Consider the following 15792-nt stretch of genomic DNA (forward strand, 5'->3'; position numbering starts at 1 on the left):
TCATGCAACTGAGCCAACACACCGAGATGATTCAAGCCGATCCCAGGAGCGTGGTGGATCTGGACGTCGGTAAGCCCGCGCGCTGGGGCGTGTGGCTGGTGCTCGCCGGTTTCGGCGGCTTCCTCCTGTGGTCCTGGCTGGCGCCGCTGGATGCCGGTGTGGTGGCGACAGGCACGGTCAAAGTCACCAGTAATCGCAAGGCCGTGCAGCATCTGAGCGGCGGTACCGTGGAGGCCATTCTCGTTCGCGAAGGCGATCTGGTCACAAAGGGTCAGGAGGTGGTTCGCCTCGACTCGTTGCGTGCCCTTGCCGAACAGGGGGCGGTCAGCGCCCAGTACATCGTCAGCAAGACGGTGGAAAACCGTCTGGAAGCGGAACGTGACAACCGCGACGTGGTGAACTTCGATCCCGAACTGCTCAAGCGCTTCAAGGGTGACCAACGCCTGGAAGCCGCCATGGATCTGCAACAGCGCCTGCTAGATACACGACGCGCCGGTCTCGCTGGCGAAATCAGCATCCTGCAGGAAAACCTGGCGGCGTCGGCAGTGCAGCTCAAGGGCCTGCAGCAGGTCTATAGCGCCCGTGCCTCGCAGATCAGCTTCCTCAACCAGGAACTACAAGGCACCCGAGTGCTGACGGCCGAAGGTTATGTGCCGCGCAACCGCCTGCTTGAGCTGGAACGCAACAATGCCGAGCTCTCCGCCGGTCAGGCCGAGAACCTCAACAACATCGCCCGGGTACGTAGCCAGACCACTGAAATCAAGCTGCGTATCCTGCAGCGTCAGCACGACTACCTGAAGGAAGTCGAATCGCAACTAACTGAAACCGCCAAGGAAAACACCACCCTGGCCGACCGCTTGCGCGCGCTCGACTATGAAGTGACCCACACGGTGATCCGCTCGCCGATCGACGGCATGGTCCAGGCCCTGAGCATTGCCACTGTCGGCGGGGTCATTCAGCCCGGCTTCAAGATCATGGAAATCGTTCCGCTCAACGAGCCGCTGCAAGTCGACGCGATGATTCCCGTGCAGGCCATCGACAAAATGGTCCCCGGCCTGCCCGTGGACATTTCCTTCCCGGCATTCAACCATGCCCAGACGCCAAATATCCCCGGACGCGTGATGACCATCTCCGCGGACCGCCTGATGGACGAGGAAAGCAAGCAGCCGTTCTATCTGGCCCAGGTGGAAGTCACCCCCGACGGCATGAACCTGCTTGGCACCAATCACATTCGCCCCGGCATGCCCGCCAGCGTCACCATCAAGACAGGCGAACGCAATATGTTGAGCTATCTTCTTAAACCAATGCTCGAACGTGTGGACAGCTCATTCAAGGAACAATGAAATGGATCGTCATTGCCTGCTCTTCTGCCTGATGGGGTTGGCCTTGCCGGCCAGCGCCATGGACCTCAAGCAAGCCTGGGACCTGTTGCAGTTCCAGGGCCCTATCTACCAGGCCGCCGTGAATGAAAAAAAGGCCGGTGGGGAAAACCGCGCCATCGGCAAGGCCGGCCTGCTACCACAGGTCAACGCCTCGGCCTACAACAACAAGGTCAATGGCACCCAAAGCCAGAACAACATCGACAGAGACCTCCATTACGACTCCAAGGGCGCCAACGTGCGCCTGCGCCAACCGCTGTTCAACAAACAGAAGATGGCCGAGTACCGCCAGGGTCAGCAGCGTGCCGACTACAGCAATGCGGTATTCGATGCCAAGAGCCAGGACGCCGCGGTGCGCTTGGCCGAAAGCTATTTCGATGTGCTCCTGGCCAGCGAAACCATCTCCCTGGCCAAGTCCAAACTAAACGCCTTCGACGAACAACTCGCCTCGGCGAAACGGCGCCTAGAACTTGGGGCCGGCACCGTCACCGACGTCGACGAGTCGACCGCCCGCCGTGACCTCGCCGAAGCCGAACTGATCGAAGCGCAGGACAACCTGGTCAACGCGCGCCGCAAGCTGGAGGAATACATCGGTGAAACCCCCGAATCGCTGACCACCTTGCGTCCGAGCTTCGATACACCACCACTGCTACCAAGCAACCTGCAGGACTGGTTGGTCAAAGCCCAGACCGATAGCCCGCTGATCCATGCACGTCGCTATAGCCGTGACCTCGCCGAAGAAGAAGTGAAACGCGCCAGGGCCGGCCACTGGCCGACACTGGATTTCATCGCTGGCTACACCGCGGGTGAGAGCCAATCACTCTCCGAGCTGAATCAACGCAACCGCTACGGTTCGATCGGACTGGAAGTCAATTTCCCGCTGTTCAGCGGTGGCGGCGTCAGTGCTCTGACACGCCAGGCCAGCGCCAACAGCGACAAGGCCCTGGATGAACTCGACGCCGCGCGACAGGAAGTCATCACCGGAACCACCCGTGAGTTTCAAGGCATTCTGAGCGGTGCCAAACGCATTCGCGCGCTGGAAAAGGCCGTAGCGTCCAACGAGCGCTCACTGGCATCGTCACGCAAGGGCTTCAAGGAAGGCGGCACCAGCACCAACTCGGACGTCCTCAATGCCGAAGAGCTGCTTTTTGTAGCGCGCCACGATCTGTTCGATGCCAAGTTACGCTATTTGATGTCGCGCCTGCGCCTGGCCTCCTCGGTGGGCAGCCTGGGCGACGACGATATCGACCAGATCAACAACTACCTCGGCCCGGAACTGCTGGTCACCAACTGACGCTCACCTGCCGGTCGGTCAAGTCGAATGACGACAGACCGGCGCCCCTCCTCCCATGATCCCCATCCAGCCATTCATGGCCGCATCGCGGCACAAAAAGGCAGCCGCCTGCGGAAAAAACAGCCAACGCTTGAAATTTGCCCACTAAGGCCTTGATTCCCTTTATGCTCGAACCAGTTCCAGGCTGTAAACTGTTTCCCCATGCGCAAACTTTTGTACCTGACATTCTCCATGGCGTTGCTCGCCGCCCTCACGACCTACGCGATGTGGGCCGCAGACCGGCCCGTAGGTCATTACCTTTCGGATCTGCGGATCAATCTGGCTGTCGACCAGGGCACGCCTGCGGACCGTGGCAATCTGTTGGGCATTCAGCCCGAACTGTTTCCCACCGATTATCAAAGCCCCCAGCGTTTGCACCGCAAGCTCGCGGCCTATCTGCAAGCAGCCCGGGACCAGGGTCTGTTGAACGGCAAGACTGTCGTCGTGTTACCGGAACACGTCGGTACCTGGCTAATGGTCAGCGGCGAGAAGGATGAGTTGTATCAGGCCAGCACCCTCAAGGAGGCCATGAACTGGCTGGCGGTGAGCAATCCCCTGAAGTTCGCCAAGGCGTTGATCAGCGCCGAGGGCGGCAACCGTCTGGACGATGCCCACCTGCGCATGAAAGCCAAGGCGATGGCCAGAGACTACCAGGCATTGTTCGGAGGGCTGGCCAAGGAATTCCACGTGACGCTGGTGGCGGGTTCCATCGTACTGCCCGAACCGAGCATCATCGACGGCACTTTGAGAATCGGCCGCGGCGCGCTGTACAACAGCAGCGTGGTGTTCAACAGCGAAGGCCTGCCGATCGGCCAGCCCCAGCGCCAGATACACCCGTTCTTCGCAGAACAGAACGGGATCAAGGCGAACGGCGAGCACTCGCTCAATGTCGTTGATACCCCCGCCGGAAGACTGGGCGTATTGATCGGTCACGACAGCTGGTACCCGGAAAACTACCTCAAGCTCAACGACCAAAGCGTACAACTGGTCGCGGTACCGGCCTTTGTTACCGGCCGTGGCACCTGGGATCAACCGTGGCGTGGCTACAGAGGCTCGTCAACGCCGACATCGGTCATCTTGAAGCCTGGAGAAGTCAGTGAAGGCCAGGCCTGGCAGCGCCTGAATCTCACGACCCGGACTCCCGCCAGTCACGCCGTCGCTGGCATGAGTGTGTTCCTGCGGGGTCAGTTCTGGGACCAGGGCAGCGCCGGATACAGTTTCCTCAGCAGCAACGGCCAGCATTTTGCCGACGGCAATGCCCATGGTGCGCGCTTGCTGAACCTCTGGTTGTAGCCATGAAGCCGCAGCCGATGCGCCTGGGCGATCTGTCGGTGGGCTTTGTTCATAGCCTGGCCGATGCCGTGCGCAGTCATGGTGTCGATCCACAGCCACTGCTCGATCAATACGGCCTCGATGCCGGACGCCTGAGTGAAGCCGGTGCCCGACTGTCGATACCGCGCTACATGCGCCTGGGCCACAGCGCCATTCAACTGACCGGCAACCCGGCCCTTGGCTTGCGCATGGGCCAGCTCAGTCGCCTGAGCCAGGCTGGCCTTGCTGGCGTCACTGCGGCCCAGGCGCCGACGGTACGAGAAGCCGCACGCTGCCTGATTCGATTCGAAGCCTTGTATGGCTCCAATTATCGGGGTCAATCAAGCTTTCACGAAGACGCCCAGGGCGCCTGGCTGCGCTTCTATTCGATCAGCCCCTATAACGCCTACAACCGCTTTGTGGTGGATTCGATCATCGCCGGTTGGTTGCAGCAATTGTCCAGTGTCAGCCCTGTCCCGCTGCGCGCCGAACGCATCGAGATCGAATTCGAGGAGCCCGGTTACCGCGCGGCCTATGACGTGTTGGGTGACTGTACGATTCAGTTTGGCAGCGAGCGCAATCAACTGCGCTTGAGCCTGGAAAGTCTCGCCCAGCGCAACCCCGAGCATTGCCCGAGTACCTGGCGGCATTTGCTGCAACTATGTGAGCGAGAACTGGAACAACTGACACGCACCCGCAGCCTGCGCGAGCGCATCATCGCGCTGCTGGGCCCATTGCTCAATGGTGGCCGGGAACCCGACCTGCAAGAGGTGGCGGCACGCCTGAAGCTGCCCACCTGGACCCTGCGCCGCAAGCTCGCCGAAGAAGGCACGCAGTTTCGTGCAATTCTCAACGACACCCGTCGCGACCTGGCCATGACCTACATACGCGACACCGAACTGGCGTTCGGAGAGATCGCCTACCTGCTGGGTTTTGCCTCAGCCGAAGCGTTTCAACGCGCATACAAACGCTGGAACGGACAGACCCCCGGCGAATTTCGCCGCAGTCATCGCCAATCCGCCTGATGCCTACAACTCGGTAGCGTCTTCCGCCGGCTCCAATGGGTCCAGTTCGAAAGCCTGGTACTCGAGCAGCTCTTCTTGATAATCGTCCATTTTTGAATCCCCCAACCCATGCTGAAAACGTCTAAATAAAATGACCAACTCTCTAAGCATAAAGTGCCCACGTGAAAGAAAAATGACGCGGACACGACACTCTGTCGCTACTGAATAAAACGTAGCAGCTGGTCAGGAATTTATCATCGGATTTTTTCGCGGGTGGCCACAGAACAGTGGCCTTGGTTGACGAGGGTCAATCTTTTGGCTGGCCACGGGATCGGGTCATCCGACCCGATCCCGTGATCGTCTCCATCACTGGCCGGAGGCAGGCATCGCCGGGATGGGTTCGCTCGGCGCAGGCAAGTCACTCGGGTTCGACGGTGGCGTGACGATTTCCTGGAACGATGCAGGCTCTACACGTTCGGTCGGCGTGATCGGCGCCGCTTCAGGAGGTGGAGCAACCGGCTCGGAGGCCGCTGGAGCCGCTTCAATGGATGCAGGTGCAGGCGCTGGTGCAGCAGGCTCTGCAGCGGGGGCCGCTGCCGGAGCAGGTGCCAGTGGTGCCGGCGCTGCCTGGGCTTCAGGCATGCCCAGGTCCGTTTTCGGCTTTTCGGGGATATGCGCAGCCTTTTTTGCCTCCGGCGGCAGGAACAGTTCGACCAGTGCGAAGAAACGCTCGTAGAACTTGGCAGACGATACGGTTTCGCTGGCGACCTTGACCATCGAGTCATCGGAGGAGCCGATCGGCATCGACACAGAGCCCAACACACCCACACCGAGACTGGCGGAGTTGTTGGTCTTCTTCAGCGCATAACGATCCTGCAGGGCGTTGGCGAATACGGTCGCATGGTGCCCTTCGCTGCCGTCATCGGTACAGACCACGCTGAAGCTGATCTCCATGTGGTTCTCGCCGGTTTGCTGGAAGCTCTTGTGACCGCTGACCAGCTTCGAATCGTTGCTGGTGATGATATAACCCTGGCTGAGCAAGGCACGACGCGCGGCTTCACAGCTCTGGGTATCGGTGACCGGATAGTTTCGGGAAAAGGTACCAGAGTCGTCGAAATTCTCATGCTCATAGATGGCGGTCTTGTTCGATGAACAACCGGCCGCAGCAGCAAGCACGGCTGCCAGTCCGACAACCCGCATGGGAAGTGATTTAAACATTGAACATCCTGAGGAAAACAGTTGGGGCATATTGTGCAACAGATCGATGCTTAGCGGAGCATCGATCGTGTCTTAAAACGGTTACAGGCTGATTGACCCCGGTTTTACGCAAAAGTCACCGCGGCAAGTGACGTACGGCCAAACAAAAAGACCCCGGCCTTCCGGCCGGGGTCTTTTGTGCAGCGCTAAACCTGATCAGGTATCAGTAACGCTTGATCTCTGCCTGGCTTTCCAGCTGCTTGCGGTAAGCCGCGAAGTCTTGCTGACCGATGCGGGAAGCGAGGTAGCGACGATACTGTGCTTTCTCTTCTTCGGTCGGCGCCGCTGCTTCGTTCACGCCATTGAGGCGCACGATCACCAGGCTACCATCAGCCAGTGTCACGCTGGTGAAGGTCGGCTTGTCCTTGGACGCAGGCTTCGCCATGCGGAACAGCGCTTGCAGCACCGCAGGGTCGACCCCTTCCTGAGCGCGAGTCGCCGCTTCCGTGACTTTCCAGGCCTGGCCATCGACCGCCTGATCCAGCGGGGTCTTGCCGTCGCGCAGGCTGGCAATCAGGGCGTCAGCCTTGGTCTTGGCATCGGCGCTGGCGTGTTCCTTGGCCAATTGCACACGGATCGCAGCAGAAACGCTTTCCAGCGGCAATTGCGAAGGTTTCAGGTGCTCCTTGGCACGCAACACGACCACTGTTTCCGGATCGAGCTCGATGGCGGTGCTGTTCGCACCCTCATCCAGGACCTCCGGGCTGAACGCCGCAGTGATCACGGCACGGTTGGCTGCAATACCCTCACCCCCTTCACGGCCGAACGGCTTGGATGTGTGGACGTTCAGTTTCAGGTCTTGTGCCGGTTGTGCCAGGTCCGACGCTTCGAATGAAGCGTCTTCCAGTTGCTTGGTCGCCTCGACAAAACGCTGTTCGACCTGCTGGGCCTTCAATTCGCGGGTCAGCTTGTCTTTCAGGCTGGCGAATGTCGGAACTTCAGGCGCTTCTACGCCCAACAGCTTGATCAGGTGGAACCCGAAATCGGTGCGAACCGGCGCAGAAACCTGGTCCTTGGCCAACGAATACAGAGCTTTCTCGAACGCCGGGTCGTAGACACCCGGACCGGCATAACCCAAGTCACCGCCGTTGTTCGCCGAACCCGGATCCTGAGAGAATTCCTTGGCCAGCGCCTCGAATTTCTCACCCTTGGCCAGACGAGCCTGGATCTCTTCGATCTTCGCCTTGGCTTGCGCCTCGGTGGTCTTGTCATTCACTTCAATCAGAATGTGCGCAGCCTGGCGTTGCTCGGACAGGTTCGCGATTTCTTTCTGATAGGCCGCCTGCAGGTCTTCGTCATTGACGCTGACCTGATCGAAGAAGGAAGCCTTCTTCAGCTCGAGGTAATCGATGACCACCTGATCCGGCGTCATGAATTCCTTGGCGTGCTCGTCGTAGTAGGCCTTGACCTCATCGTCGGTCAGCTTCACCGCTGCCGGGTCGGCCTTGATGTTAAGCGAGGCGAAATCGCGGGTCTGTTTTTCCAGACGGGCAAACGCCAGTACCTGTGCATCGGTCACGAAACCGCTACCGGCGAGACCGGCACGCAGCTGACCAATCAGCATTTCCTGAGCCAGCATCTGGCGGAATTGCATGCGGGTATAGCCGAGTTGGCGAATCACCTGGTCGAAACGCTCGGAGCTGAACTTGCCATCCACCTGAAACTCAGGCGTTTGCAGGATGACCTGATCCAGAGCTGCTTCGGAAAAGGCGAATTTCGAGTTTTCTGCGCCTTGCAGCAGCAGTTTGCGATCGATCAGGCCCTTGAGAGCCGATTCGCGCAGCATTTTTTCATCGAGCAAGGAAGCATCGAAATCCTTGCCCAGCTGTTGCATGAGCTGACGGCGTTGCATATCGACCGCCTGGCTCAGTTCGTTCTGGCTGATTTCTTCGCCATTGACCTTCGCCGCTTCATTCGAGTTCGTCGTGGCCTGAAAAATGGCGTCGAAACCGGTCAAAGCCATCAGTGCAACGATGACCCCGATAATAGTCTTGGCAATCCAGCCTTGTGAATTGTCCCTGATATTCTGCAGCATGCGTCCCCCAGAAACGGTTGAACTTCAAAATTAGGCAACCGTGGAGCGTGGGTAGAATCCGGATAGAAGAAAGGCGCATCCGAGGATGCGCCTTCTCGTAACTGGCGGAGCGGATCGAGGGGCTCGAACTGGCGACCCTCGGTGTCTTGAACCGGCGACCTGCAGTCAGGACTGCCGCTCCGCTGCCAAGTCAGGCATGACCCCGACCCGGATGGGTAAAAACCTGAATCGAACTTAGTTGACAGCTTCTTTCAGTGCTTTACCGGCTTTGAAACCTGGTTTTTTGGCTGCTGCGATTTCCAGCGTCTTACCGGTCTGTGGGTTACGACCAATGCGAGCCGGACGATCAGTTACGGAGAAGGTACCGAAACCAACCAGAACAACAGAGTCGCCAGCCTTGAGAGCGCCAGTGACGGATTCGATTACAGCGTCCAGCGCACGGCCAGCAGCAGCTTTCGGGATATCAGCGGATGCAGCGATAGCATCAATCAGTTCCGACTTGTTCACTCTAAGTCCCCTTATATCTATTTGAGTATGATTCTAAGTTTTTTGGTGAAAGCAAAAACGAGTGCTGAATGGCCTACAGACACTTAAGAGCCGCTTTATAACAAGGGCTCTAAAAAGCTGTCAAGAAAGCCCCCCAGGCAAATACGTACTAATGCGTGCTAATTCTTTCCTTAGAATCTGCGTCGCGTTTCTCATCCTTCGCGACTATCTCCGGAGCCACGTCCGGCAAGGGCTCCGGCGCGTATTGCAACGCAATTTGCAGGACCTCGTCAATCCATTTAACCGGTTTAATCTGTAGATCCTGCTTGATATTGTCCGGAATCTCTTTGAGATCGCGCACATTCTCTTCAGGAATGATCACAGTCTTGATTCCGCCACGGTGGGCAGCCAACAGTTTTTCTTTCAAGCCGCCAATGGCCAAGACCTGGCCTCGCAACGTGATCTCGCCGGTCATGGCGACATCCGCGCGGACCGGAATGCCGGTCAATGCCGATACCAAGGCCGTGCACATGCCTACACCGGCGCTAGGGCCATCCTTTGGCGTCGCCCCTTCCGGCATATGGATGTGTGTGTCGCGCTTCTCATGGAAGTCCAGAGGGATCCCCAGGCTCTTCGCCCTGCTGCGGACAACGGTCAAGGCTGCGGTGATCGATTCGACCATCACGTCCCCCAGGGAACCGGTCTTGATCAACTGGCCCTTGCCCGGTACGACGGCCGCTTCAATGGTCAGCAGTTCGCCGCCCACCTGAGTCCACGCCAACCCGGTCACCTGGCCAATCTGATCCTGCTGCTCGGCCAGGCCGTAGCGGAATTTACGCACGCCCAGGAAGTGCTCCAGCATGTCTGCGGTGACCTTCACCGAGAAACGTTTTTCCAGTGCATGTTCCTTGACGGCCTTGCGGCAAACCTTGGCAATCTGGCGTTCCAGCCCACGCACACCGGCTTCACGGGTGTAGTAGCGGATGATGTCGCGGATCGCTTCTGCGTCAAACTCCAGCTCGCCTTTCTTCAGGCCGTTGGCTGTAATCTGCTTAGGCGAAAGGTATTTGACGGCGATGTTGATCTTCTCGTCTTCGGTGTAGCCCGGCAGACGGATCACTTCCATCCGGTCCAGCAACGCCGGCGGGATGTTCATTGAGTTTGAAGTGCACAGGAACATCACATCGGACAGGTCGTAATCGACTTCCAGATAGTGATCGTTAAAGTTGTGGTTCTGCTCGGGATCAAGCACCTCCAGCAACGCCGATGCCGGATCGCCACGCATATCACTGCCCATCTTGTCGATTTCATCGAGCAGGAACAGCGGGTTGCGGACACCCACCTTTGTCATCTTTTGAATCAATCTTCCTGGCATCGAACCGATGTAAGTACGGCGATGGCCACGAATTTCCGCCTCGTCACGCACACCGCCGAGGGCCATGCGCACGAATTTACGGTTGGTGGCGTGAGCAATCGACTCCGCCAGGGACGTTTTACCCACCCCGGGAGGACCGACCAGGCACAGCACCGGACCACGAATTTTCTTCACGCGCTTTTGCACGGCGAGGTATTCGAGGATGCGCTCCTTGACCTCTTCGAGACCATAGTGGTCGGCATCCAGAATGTCTTCTGCGCGCGCCAGGTCCAGGCGCACCTTGCTCTGGGCCTTCCACGGCACTTGAACCAGCCAATCGATGTACGAACGCACCACGGTCGCTTCCGCGGACATCGGCGACATCTGCTTGAGCTTGTTCAGCTCGGCCGTCGCCTTGGCCAGCGCATCTTTCGGCAGACCGGCGGCATCGATACGCTTTTTCAGCTCTTCGACTTCGTTGTGGCCTTCGTCACTGTCGCCGAGCTCTTTCTGAATGGCCTTCATCTGCTCATTCAGGTAGTACTCGCGCTGACTGCGCTCCATTTGTTTCTTGACGCGGCCGCGAATGCGTTTTTCGACTTGCAGCAGATCGATCTCGGCATCCAGCAACGCCAGAACGTGCTCGACCCGGGCCGACAAATCAATGATTTCGAGGATTTCCTGCTTCTGCTCGATCTTCAGCGCCATGTGCGCGGCCATGGTGTCCACCAGGCGGCCTGGCTCATCGATGCTGTTGAGCGACGACAGGACTTCAGCCGGGACTTTCTTGCCCAACTGCACGTATTGCTCGAACTGGGACAGCAAGCTGCGAACGAATACTTCCGACTCGCGCTCTGGTGCTTCAACTTCGTCGATCAGGGAGACTTCGGCACGGCAGTGGCCGTCCACTTCGCTAAAGCGCTCGACAGCGCCCCGCTGCTCGCCCTCGACCAGAACCTTGACCGTTCCGTCAGGCAGCTTGAGCAGCTGCAGAACGGTGGCAATCGTACCAACGCGATACAGGGCATCTTCACCGGGATCGTCGTCAGCCGGGTTTCTCTGGGCCAGCAGAAGGATCTGCTTGTCACCCGTCATCGCAGCCTCGAGGGCTTCGATGGATTTCTCGCGCCCCACGAACAGCGGGATAACCATGTGCGGATAAACCACGACATCACGCAATGGCAGGAGAGGCAATTCGATGGTTGTCTTCATGATTTCGCCTCTACGGCGGCCATAAGGCCGTAAACAGATGGAAGTAAGCTTGAAACCAAGATGGGGGCTGCCCAGGAAAAAAACAAGCGGATAAAAGAACCACTTGAAAGATTGCAGCATACGGAAGCTACTGCGACAGGCCGGATAAGCCTTCAAAGACCGCCTTCGCTGGCAAGCCAGCTCCTGCAGGCCAGACCCCGAAATAGCAAAGGGGCCCGAAGGCCCCTTCTTTATTCAAGCTGCGTGACGCTTATGCGTCTGGCGCAGCCTTGGCGGTCGGCTCACTGTTTTCATAGATATACAGTGGCTTGGACTTGCCTTCTATCACGCTTTCATCGATCACTACTTTGCTCACCTCCGATTGCGAGGGGATTTCATACATAGTGTCGAGCAATACACCTTCGAGAATCGAACGCAGGCCACGGGCACCGGTTTTACGCTCCAGGGCACGCTTGGCGACCGATTTCAGAGCGTCGGTCCGGAATTCCAGATCCACGCCTTCCATCTCGAACAGCTTGGCATACTGCTTGGTCAGAGCATTTTTCGGCTCGGTGAGGATCTGCATCAATGCAGCCTCGTCGAGCTCGTCCAGCGTGGCAAGTACCGGCAGACGACCGACGAATTCCGGGATCAGACCGAACTTGACCAGATCGTCAGGCTCGACTTCACGCAGGGACTCACCGACTTTCTTGCCTTCTTCCTTGCTGCGCACTTCTGCGTTGAAACCGATGCCACCCTTGGTGGAACGGTTTTGAATGACCTTCTCAAGACCAGAGAACGCGCCACCGCAGATGAACAGGATGTTACGGGTATCGACCTGCAGGAATTCCTGCTGCGGATGCTTGCGACCACCTTGAGGCGGAACGGAAGCGACCGTGCCTTCGATCAACTTGAGCAGGGCCTGCTGCACGCCTTCACCGGAAACGTCCCGAGTGATCGACGGGTTGTCAGACTTGCGCGAAATCTTGTCGATTTCATCGATGTAGACAATGCCCATCTGGGCCTTTTCCACGTCGTAATCGCATTTCTGCAGCAGCTTCTGAATGATGTTCTCGACATCTTCACCCACGTAACCCGCCTCGGTGAGGGTGGTTGCGTCAGCGATGGTGAACGGAACGTTCAGCAAGCGGGCCAGTGTTTCGGCAAGCAGGGTCTTACCCGAGCCTGTCGGGCCGATCAGCAGGATGTTGCTCTTGCCGAGTTCGACGTCGTCATTCTTTTTGTCACGCTGATTCAGGCGCTTGTAGTGGTTGTACACCGCTACGGCCAGAACCTTTTTCGCACGCTCCTGACCAATCACATACTGATCAAGGATGCCGCTGATTTCTTTAGGCGAAGGCAATTTATGCGCGCTGCTTTCGGCCTGTGCTTCCTGCACCTCCTCGCGGATGATGTCGTTGCACAGGTCGACGCACTCGTCGCAGATAAAGACCGAGGGGCCGGCAATCAATTTGCGTACTTCATGCTGGCTTTTGCCACAGAAGGAGCAATAGAGCAGCTTGCCGTTGTCCTCGCCGTTGCGGGTGTCAGTCATTCGTTCGATCCAAATCCGATAGGCTTGCAACACAAGATGAAGGCTATTGCGGGCTTTTTCAAGCCCGCCGGTGATCGGACTCGCCGACCAACCTTATTTTGAGCTGCTTATTTTAAGCGGGGCGCTGGGTGATCACTTCATCGATCAAGCCGTACTCACGCGCGGCGTCTGCACTCATGAAGTTGTCGCGATTGGTATCGCGCTCGATTTCTTCGAGAGTGCGCCCGCTGTGCTTGGCCATCAGCGTGTTGAGACGCTCACGAATGAAGAGGATTTCCTTGGCATGGATTTCGATATCCGACGCCTGGCCCTGGAAACCACCCAGCGGCTGGTGAATCATCACACGCGAGTTCGGCAGGCAATAACGCTTGCCAGGTGCACCGGCCGTCAGCAGGAACGCGCCCATGCTGCACGCCTGACCGATACAAGTGGTCGACACATTGGGTTTGATGAACTGCATGGTGTCGTAGATCGACATGCCCGCCGTCACCGAACCGCCCGGGGAGTTGATATAGAGATGGATGTCCTTGTCCGGGTTTTCCGCTTCAAGGAACAGCAGTTGCGCACAGATCAGGTTGGCCATGTAGTCCTCTACGGGGCCCACCAGAAAGATCACCCGCTCCTTGAGGAGACGCGAGTAGATGTCGTAGGCGCGCTCGCCACGAGCGGACTGCTCGACAACCATCGGGACCAGGCCGCCGGCGGCCTGGATATCAGAGTTCTGCTGAATATACGAATTACGGAACATGCTCTGCAGTCACTCCCAAATAGTTATGTCTTGAATACGCATAAGCCAGCTCGAAGGCTGGCTTATGGTGTTTGCTTCTTACCGCAAAAGCGATCAGTCGGCTTGTGGTGCTTCTACCGGCTTGACTGCTTCTTCGTAAGAGACCGATTTGTCGGTCACGCTAGCTTTCTGCAGAACAGTATCCACAACTTGCTCTTCCAGCACAACCGAGCGAACTTCGTTCAGTTGCTGGTCGTTCTTGTAGTACCAGGACACAACTTGCTCAGGCTCCTGGTAGGCCGAAGCCATTTCCTGAATCATCTCGCGAACGCGGGTTTCGTCAGGCTTGAGGTCGAATTGCTTGACCACTTCAGCCACGATCAGACCCAGTACTACGCGGCGCTTGGCTTGCTCTTCGAACAGCTCGGCCGGCAGTTGGTCAGGCTTGATGTTGCCGCCGAACTGCTGAACAGCCTGCACGCGCAGACGGTCAACTTCGTTGGACAGCAGAGCCTTTGGCACTTCGATCGGGTTGGTGGCCAGCAGACCGTCCATTACCTGATTCTTGACCTTGGATTTGATCGCCTGACGCAGTTCACGCTCCATGTTCTTGCGAACTTCGGCGCGGAAGCCTTCCAGACCGGTTTCCTTGATGCCGAATTGAGCGAAGAATTCTTCGGTCAGTTCTGGCAGCTTTGGCTCGGAAACGGTGTTGACAGTCACGGTGAACTCGGCGGTTTTGCCAGCCAGGTCCAGGTTCTGATAGTCCTCTGGGAAAGTCAGGTTCAGAACGCGTTCTTCACCGGCTTTGGCGCCAACCAGGCCATCTTCGAAACCAGGGATCATGCGGCCGGAACCCAGAACCAGCTGGGTACCCTTGGCGGAACCGCCAGCGAACACTTCACCGTCGACCTTGCCGACGAAATCGATGTTCAGCTGGTCTTCGTTTTGAGCAGCGCGATCGGCCACTTCGAAACGGGTGTTCTGCTTGCGCAGGATGTCCAGCATCTTGTCCAGATCGGCATCAGTCACGTCAGCGCTCAGGCGCTCTACGGTGATACCTTCGAAACCGGCAACGGTGAACTCAGGGAACACTTCGAATACGGCTACGTATTCCAGGTCCTTGCCCGCTTCCAGGGATTTTGGCTCGATCGAAGGCTGACCAGCCGGGTTCAGCTTCTGCTCAACCACAGCTTCGTAGAAGGAAGACTGGATCACGTCGCCTACAGCTTCCTGGCGAGCGTCAGCACCGAAACGGCGCTTGATTTCGCTCATCGGCACTTTGCCTGGACGGAAGCCAGCAATCTTGGCCTTTTGGGCGGTCTGCTGCAGACGCTTGTTGACCTGGCTCTCGATGCGCTCAGCCGGCACGGTGACGCTCATGCGGCGCTCAAGAGCAGTAGTATTTTCAACAGAAACTTGCATGGATATTCCTCGTTGCACAGACGTTAGCCGGCCGTTTCCGACCCCAGAATCAAGGGCATGCATTCTAGTGGGTCAAACTCAAGAAGTCACCCTACTGAAAACGGGTAAAAACGCAGCAGGCAATTTATAGGTGCGAATGCACGAATGCACCTCGCCCCGATGGCAAATACAACCAATCACGCCAAGGCTCTGCGCCAACCTTTCCTTATATAGAGAAGGTCGCCAATCATCGCCCTGACAGCCGATCTCGCAAGCAAGGCCGGCGGGCAGGACAGCATCATCGAGAAACATAAATACGACGAAGCGCCCGCCCCTGCGACCCGTAACCTGAGGCCGCCGAAACAAAAAAGGCGCCAGACTTTTCAATCTGGCGCCTTTCGAAATATGGGGTGGACGATGGGGATCGAACCCACGACAACGGGAGTCACAATCCCGTGCTCTACCAACTGAGCTACGCCCACCATATTGCCTGTTAAAGAAGCCAAACAACTTCTTTATCAAGCTCCAGCCAGGCCAAGTGCCTGAATGAAGCTTTATTTGGTGCGGATGAAGAGACTCGAACTCTTACGCCTCGCGGCGCTGGAACCTAAATCCAGTGTGTCTACCAATTCCACCACATCCGCGGATGAAGCCTTTAAAGCAAAGGCGCCAGACTGTTAATCTGGCGCCTTTCGAAATATGGGGTGGACGATGGGGATCGAACCCACGACAACGGGAGTCACAATCCCGTGCTCT

Annotated in this window: 11 protein-coding genes and 3 tRNA genes (1 of these 14 cut by a window edge); 4 read left to right on the forward strand and 10 right to left on the reverse strand. The window is 57.7% G+C overall.

What is annotated here, in order from left to right:
* Positions 1 to 2 precede the first annotated feature (2 nt).
* From AC3WTM_RS22940 to AC3WTM_RS22955, 4 genes are all read left to right on the forward strand, one after another.
* Positions 3 to 1343, forward strand: coding sequence for an HlyD family type I secretion periplasmic adaptor subunit (locus AC3WTM_RS22940; RefSeq protein ID WP_102671621.1), 1341 nt, complete (start codon positions 3 to 5; stop codon positions 1341 to 1343).
* A gap of 1 nt (position 1344) precedes the next feature.
* Positions 1345 to 2673, forward strand: a complete 1329-nt coding sequence (locus AC3WTM_RS22945) for a TolC family outer membrane protein (RefSeq protein WP_102671622.1) — start codon at positions 1345 to 1347, stop codon at positions 2671 to 2673.
* Between the two features lie 201 nt (positions 2674 to 2874).
* On the forward strand, positions 2875 to 4005 hold the full coding sequence (locus AC3WTM_RS22950; protein ID WP_102671623.1) for a carbon-nitrogen hydrolase family protein: 1131 nt from the start codon (positions 2875 to 2877) through the stop codon (positions 4003 to 4005).
* A gap of 2 nt (positions 4006 to 4007) precedes the next feature.
* Positions 4008 to 5048, forward strand: coding sequence for an AraC family transcriptional regulator (locus tag AC3WTM_RS22955; protein WP_102671624.1), 1041 nt, complete (start codon positions 4008 to 4010; stop codon positions 5046 to 5048).
* Positions 5049 to 5393: 345 nt separating this feature from the next.
* Here the strand turns inward: AC3WTM_RS22955 and AC3WTM_RS22960 are convergent, their stop codons facing one another.
* The 10 genes from AC3WTM_RS22960 to AC3WTM_RS23005 form a co-directional block, all read right to left on the reverse strand.
* Entirely contained in the window at positions 5394 to 6245 is an 852-nt protein-coding gene (locus AC3WTM_RS22960; protein ID WP_102671625.1) for a DUF2242 domain-containing protein, read from the reverse strand.
* A 202-nt stretch (positions 6246 to 6447) separates the two neighbouring features.
* Positions 6448 to 8319: a SurA N-terminal domain-containing protein gene (locus AC3WTM_RS22965; RefSeq protein ID WP_102671626.1), complete on the reverse strand. Its 1872-nt coding sequence runs from the start codon at positions 8317 to 8319 to the stop codon at positions 6448 to 6450.
* Between the two features lie 234 nt (positions 8320 to 8553).
* Entirely contained in the window at positions 8554 to 8826 is a 273-nt protein-coding gene (locus AC3WTM_RS22970; protein WP_002552737.1) for an HU family DNA-binding protein, read from the reverse strand.
* Positions 8827 to 8974: 148 nt separating this feature from the next.
* The gene (gene lon, locus AC3WTM_RS22975) at positions 8975 to 11371 is read right to left on the reverse strand and encodes an endopeptidase La (protein ID WP_056722330.1); all 2397 of its coding nucleotides are present in this window, start codon (positions 11369 to 11371) and stop codon (positions 8975 to 8977) included.
* A gap of 250 nt (positions 11372 to 11621) precedes the next feature.
* The gene (clpX, locus tag AC3WTM_RS22980) at positions 11622 to 12905 is read right to left on the reverse strand and encodes an ATP-dependent Clp protease ATP-binding subunit ClpX (RefSeq protein WP_008048848.1); all 1284 of its coding nucleotides are present in this window, start codon (positions 12903 to 12905) and stop codon (positions 11622 to 11624) included.
* A 112-nt stretch (positions 12906 to 13017) separates the two neighbouring features.
* Complete coding sequence (gene clpP / locus AC3WTM_RS22985) at positions 13018 to 13653, reverse strand: ATP-dependent Clp endopeptidase proteolytic subunit ClpP (protein ID WP_090456702.1); 636 nt, start codon at positions 13651 to 13653, stop codon at positions 13018 to 13020.
* Positions 13654 to 13746: 93 nt separating this feature from the next.
* On the reverse strand, positions 13747 to 15057 hold the full coding sequence (gene tig, locus AC3WTM_RS22990) for a trigger factor (protein ID WP_102671627.1): 1311 nt from the start codon (positions 15055 to 15057) through the stop codon (positions 13747 to 13749).
* A 385-nt stretch (positions 15058 to 15442) separates the two neighbouring features.
* Positions 15443 to 15518 (reverse strand) — tRNA-His (locus tag AC3WTM_RS22995).
* Positions 15519 to 15595: 77 nt separating this feature from the next.
* A tRNA-Leu gene (locus tag AC3WTM_RS23000) sits at positions 15596 to 15680 on the reverse strand.
* A 56-nt stretch (positions 15681 to 15736) separates the two neighbouring features.
* Positions 15737 to 15792 (reverse strand) — tRNA-His (locus AC3WTM_RS23005) (it continues 120 nt past the right edge of the window).

It is taken from the genome of Pseudomonas sp. EU05-FHT14B02 (assembly GCF_058791055.1).

Bases quoted from the DNA above. Each gene is read 5' to 3' on its own strand.
- AC3WTM_RS22960 (WP_102671625.1), bottom strand. From the start codon at position 6,245: ATGTTTAAATCACTTCCCATGCGGGTTGTCGGACTGGCAGCCGTGCTT.
- AC3WTM_RS22955 (WP_102671624.1), top strand. From the start codon at position 4,008: ATGAAGCCGCAGCCGATGCGCCTGGGCGATCTGTCGGTGGGCTTTGTT.
- clpP (WP_090456702.1), bottom strand. From the start codon at position 13,653: ATGTTCCGTAATTCGTATATTCAGCAGAACTCTGATATCCAGGCCGCC.
- clpX (WP_008048848.1), bottom strand. From the start codon at position 12,905: ATGACTGACACCCGCAACGGCGAGGACAACGGCAAGCTGCTCTATTGC.
- tig (WP_102671627.1), bottom strand. From the start codon at position 15,057: ATGCAAGTTTCTGTTGAAAATACTACTGCTCTTGAGCGCCGCATGAGC.
- AC3WTM_RS22940 (WP_102671621.1), top strand. From the start codon at position 3: ATGCAACTGAGCCAACACACCGAGATGATTCAAGCCGATCCCAGGAGC.
- AC3WTM_RS22945 (WP_102671622.1), top strand. From the start codon at position 1,345: ATGGATCGTCATTGCCTGCTCTTCTGCCTGATGGGGTTGGCCTTGCCG.
- AC3WTM_RS22950 (WP_102671623.1), top strand. From the start codon at position 2,875: ATGCGCAAACTTTTGTACCTGACATTCTCCATGGCGTTGCTCGCCGCC.
- AC3WTM_RS22965 (WP_102671626.1), bottom strand. From the start codon at position 8,319: ATGCTGCAGAATATCAGGGACAATTCACAAGGCTGGATTGCCAAGACT.
- lon (WP_056722330.1), bottom strand. From the start codon at position 11,371: ATGAAGACAACCATCGAATTGCCTCTCCTGCCATTGCGTGATGTCGTG.